Source organism: Chryseobacterium sp. VD8, from assembly GCF_037149975.1.
GTDB lineage: Bacteria > Bacteroidota > Bacteroidia > Flavobacteriales > Weeksellaceae > Chryseobacterium > Chryseobacterium indicum.
On the sequence record NZ_JBBCQL010000292.1, the window covers coordinates 1 to 4,874 of the forward strand.

Genomic DNA, 4,874 nt, shown 5'->3' on the forward strand with positions numbered 1-4,874 from the left:
CTGAAAACAACTCTGTCTTACAGATATAAATCTTTCTCCCTAAACGGAACCGCCCAATGGAACGCAACGAGTGTTTTTGATTTAAATTCTTATTACAATGCAGACCGTAATTTTGCGAACTACAATTTTTATGCTTCGTATAATTTCCAGATGATGAATAACAATTTGTCGGGATCTTTTTCTGCCGGAACTTCCTATTCGGAGCTTTACAGAAACCTGAACAGCAATGTAAGCGGTAATCTGGAATATAAGATCTCGCCTTCGTGGTCCAGCACAGGTTATTTTAATTTTTCCGGTTATAAATCTACGGCTGCTTATGGAAGCTCCGGCAATTACTACCAGTTCAGAATAGGAATTAAAAAATATTTTGCCGCAGCTACAGCGCCCGGAAATCATAAAGTGACGTTCCAGTTATTTGAAGATAAAAATTTCAACGGACTTCTGGAAGCCGGAGAATCTGTACTTGCCGGTGAAATTGTGAAACTGAACAATTATGTAGCGATTACGGATAAGAACGGAAAAGTAATTTTCCAGAATGTTCCTGAAGGCATTTATACCCTGAAAGTGAATGAAAACGCAGGTGCAAGATTAATGATGGATCCTGTAATTATGGTAGACAGCAACATCAACCGCAAAGTTGGTCTGGTAAAAAACATCAGGGTAAGCGGAAAATTAAAAGAAATTAAACAGGCCTATGATGTTCTGGAAACAGATGTAACCGGAATTGTGGTTTATGCAAAAGGTGAAGACGGAGAAATTCATACTGCTGTAGTTAACCAAAAAAATGAGTTTGAATTCTTCCTGAAAGACGGAAAATACGACCTCTATATTGAAAATGACAAATACACCTATACTCTGCCTACCCAGACTATTCAGGTGACAAAAGAAGGGTATTCACAAACCGTAGTTTTTGAATATAAGAAGAAAGACACCACCATTAAGGTGAAAAAGTTTTAAATTTAGAAGGTATGAAAACGATGAGAGCTTTTTTAACAGGAATTTTTACCGTATGCTGCGGATTTACAGCCATAAAAGCTCAGGACGTGTATCTGTCGATTCCTGAGAATAATATTTTAAACAGGGTTGAATTTACCTCAGTTCCTACAAGGGTAATGACGAACGCGAACAGAACAAACTGGGATTATGCCTTTTTGGGATTACTTCCGATAGCTCCTACATTTACCTCTGTTTCCGGAGCAGCTTTTACCCACTCTTCTTCCTCATCTACTTTACCAGGCTCCACTCTTCTCTGGCAGTTGGAAAGTATGGGAGGACAGCTTCCGTCTGCCGGATATTCAGGATCTTTGCCCGGTTTTCAGTCGTTCAGTACAAGCCCTGTAAAATGGTACGAACCGCCTTCATCCATTTTCTTCGGAGGAGGATTCAATAGGGGGAACATCAATTTTACATTTAAAATACCGGCTGCCCAGTTTACCGCCAATGCGTTTCGGGCAGGGAATTATTCCATGGACATCACTCAGAATTATAATGACTTCACGCCGATTAATTTTAAAACAATTTTAGTTATTCCGCAAACCATCAGATGGCTTACTTCATCTTTAACAAAATATGTTGAAGTATCTTCTTTAAATGACTACCGTACTACAAACACGAAGGTATGGGATTTGGGAAATACGGAAATCGCAAATACGGTCGATTTTAATTTTTGGGCGAAAGCTGCTACCACAAATATTCAGTTTACTTCTTCCAAAGGAGTTCCGGGAACCCGAAATATTGCAGCCGTTAAATTGGGAAGCAACGGACCCGCCCTTACAACCAAAGCCTTATCGGCAGATTTTCAGAATTTTTCTGCTGCTAACTTTACTGTTGCCGCAGGAAACAGAAACAGCTTCATTCCGCAGCTTTATGTGTCTGCAGACGATTTTAAAAACCTTTTTTTTGAAGCCGGAACTTACACGTTTGATTTGAACTTCAATGCCAAAAGTACAGACAACTCCATTAACAATTTACAAAATACAGCCGTTCAGTTAAAGGTTCTTCCTTTATCGGAGATCACTATTCCGAGTTCCGGACGAAATGTAAATTTTAATTTTAATACAGCAGAGCATTATACCAACGGACAGTCACAAACGATTCCCAACCAAATTATACTGTCTAATAACGAAAGTTTTGAGCTGTATGTAAAATCAGACGAAAATTATTTTAAGAAAGCAGGTCTGCAGACCGACATCAATTCCAACATCCTGCAAATAGGTATAAACGGAAGTCCTGTAACGGTTCCATTATCCAAAACTCCCCAAAAAATCCTATTAAACGGTACTCCTGTTTTGGATCGGGGACTGAATGTAACATACACGATACCTCCCGCCCGCGCGCAAAGTCTGGTAGGTAAGGAAAACACCACCTACTCTATCAATATTTATTACAGCTTTACGGCGATTTAATAATACTTTCTGAAATAACGCTTCACGATAGAACACTTTTAATAGCAGTCATCAATTGCCGGCTCAGCATATCATTATATCTGCCGGATTACACTGCTTTTCAGGTTTTCTCTTCATAATTTTTGAAACAAATGGATGCCGATTCGGCGTGCAGCGTTCTATTCTGCATCATTCAGATGCCTGATATCAATAATCTGTTGATATTTTTTACTTTACATTTTACCCCTTTCCGTTAATCCAATCCATAGTTCATCAGGAAGAAAATCCTTATGCAATGGGATTTTGCGTAAAATTTAGACGTTTTTTATAAATCAAGACATTTAATTTATGATTTAAATCAAATCCTTTTGAATTTTCTTTTTACTAATTATGATATTTTTTATAACTTGCCAAATATTGGCAGAAAGGACTGAACTATATATTTTTATGTTTATATAATAGAATATTTTTATGCCTTTTTACAACAAATAATTCAAACAGCTTTTAAAATATTTGATATTGAATTTATGAATGACCTTGTCAACGAACTGCAATTAAAAATCCAGAGACTGGAAAATGAACTCAATTTCAAGAACGGACTGATCTCCATATTATCTCATGATTCAAAAGAACTGTTTGGAAATTTTCTCTGGCTTATAAAATCGCTGGAACAGCAGACCATAAGCGAGGCAGATTTTTTTAAGCTGCTGCCACAGATAAAAAACGACACCCAGAAAAATCTGCAAACCATACAGGACAGCACCACTTGGCTAAAAACACAATATGGACACTTTAAGATTAATCCTGTTAAGATCGCAGTAACAGATCTTTATCACTATTTAGAAGAAAAATATGCTGCCAGATTAAAAGAGAAAAAAATCAGTTTTCATTTTAAAGGAGATCACAGCGCGTTTATTACAAGCGATGTGCTGCTGCTGAAATATGTTTTAGATAAAATTTTCAACAATGCGGTAAAATATTCCCTACCGGAACAGGATATTTATTTACAGGCAAGTACAGAAGACGATCAGGTTTTACTTTCGGTGACGGATTTCGGAACAGGGATGAATGAAAAGTATTTATCTGCAATTTACACCTATGATAATCCCATATTTCTGGGGACTGCAGGCGAGAAAGGAGTTGGATTAAGTTTGAAAATTGTTAAAAATTTTATATCCTTGCTGCAGGGAAATATCAAAATCATTTCTGCTGAAAATAAAGGAACTACAGTCACCCTTTTTTTTGTAAATTTATAAAATGATGAGTTCAAAAATTAACGTTCGTATTATTGTTGCAGACGATCACGGTATTGTAAGAATGGGGCTGATCCAGACGATCAAAAGATTCAGGCCCGATGCCGTAATTTTAGAAGTAGAAGATTATAAATCTATGTACAAAACGATCCAGAAAGAAGAACTGGATCTGGCAATTATGGATGTTAATATGCCTAATGGTACAGTTCAGGAAGCAATAGATTACATAAAAATTCATCAGCCTTCACTTAAAATTCTAATATTTTCTTCACAGGACGAAGTACTTTACGGGATGCGTTATCTAAAGATGGGCGCCGGCGGATATCTGAGCAAACAAAGCTCCACCGAAGAAATTGAGACTGCTTTATCGGCAATGTTGAGTAAAGGCAGGTATGTAAGTGATAATATAAAAGAAGAGATCTTTTTTGAAACTTTAAGCGGCTCGCCAAAAAACTCTTCCTTTGAAATGCTGTCAGACCGAGAACTGCAAATTGCCAATAAGCTTGCAGAAGGTATTCCCCTTAAAGAAATTTCTAACCAGCTGAATCTCCATTCATCCACCATCAGTACTTACAAAAACAGATTGTTTGATAAGCTGAAAATACGATCCATCCCCGAACTTGTGGAAATTCTTAGGCTATACAATAAGTAAAATAGTGTATTATTTTCCTATTGATTGTAATGGGCTGTATTACGGTAACTGAAGTTCAGCGGTCTGCTGCTCATACTGGAAGTTCTTTTTGTTATTTTCCCGTTCCAGAATCAGCCATGCTGCATCCAGCATTTTGATGAGGTGCAAATACGGATCTACGATATTGCGCTCCGGTACATTATTGAAAGTTCCGAGCGAGAAATACACGACTTCCGACAGAAACTCTTCGAATTCCTCAAGACGGTATTTTTTAAAGGCTTTCCGGAAAACTTTTGCCGGATCGCGGTATTCTTTTTCCGACAGCGATCCCTGCAACATCGGGTTTTTATGTTCCGAAAGTTCAGGAACCAGCCATTTTCCGCGCTTGTTTCTAAAGGAATATCCTGCCCGAATAAACGACCGGAGCGACTGGTGAAAATAAAAGACAACGGAAGCATCTTCAGGAATCCGTGTTTTGCGCTGTGCGGCGTATTGCATGATGAGATTCAGATGTTTTTTAGCGGTTACCAAATCATGAAGCTGGAAAAATACTTCCATCAGCGAAAGCGCGGAATGTTTCTTCCTACCGCACCAAAAGCAGGATTC

4 protein-coding genes and 1 pseudogene are annotated in these 4,874 nt (G+C 37.9%); 4 read left to right on the plus strand and 1 reads right to left on the minus strand.

What is annotated here, in order from left to right; all coding sequences use genetic code 11:
* The 4 genes and pseudogenes from WFK35_RS20655 to WFK35_RS20670 form a co-directional block, all read left to right on the plus strand.
* Positions 1–957: pseudogene (locus WFK35_RS20655) on the plus strand (hypothetical protein); the annotation flags it as partial.
* Positions 958–968: 11 nt separating this feature from the next.
* Entirely contained in the window at positions 969–2,405 is a 1,437-nt protein-coding gene (locus WFK35_RS20660; protein ID WP_336734362.1) for a hypothetical protein, read from the plus strand.
* A gap of 506 nt (positions 2,406–2,911) precedes the next feature.
* Positions 2,912–3,640, plus strand: a complete 729-nt coding sequence (locus WFK35_RS20665) for a sensor histidine kinase (RefSeq protein ID WP_336734364.1) — start codon at positions 2,912–2,914, stop codon at positions 3,638–3,640.
* A gap of 1 nt (position 3,641) precedes the next feature.
* The gene (locus tag WFK35_RS20670) at positions 3,642–4,289 is read left to right on the plus strand and encodes a response regulator (protein ID WP_250902129.1); all 648 of its coding nucleotides are present in this window, start codon (positions 3,642–3,644) and stop codon (positions 4,287–4,289) included.
* A 39-nt stretch (positions 4,290–4,328) separates the two neighbouring features.
* On the opposite strand, the gene WFK35_RS20675 is transcribed toward WFK35_RS20670, so the two are convergent.
* On the minus strand, positions 4,329–4,874 hold a 546-nt coding region (locus WFK35_RS20675), incomplete at its 5' end, for a hypothetical protein (protein WP_336734367.1).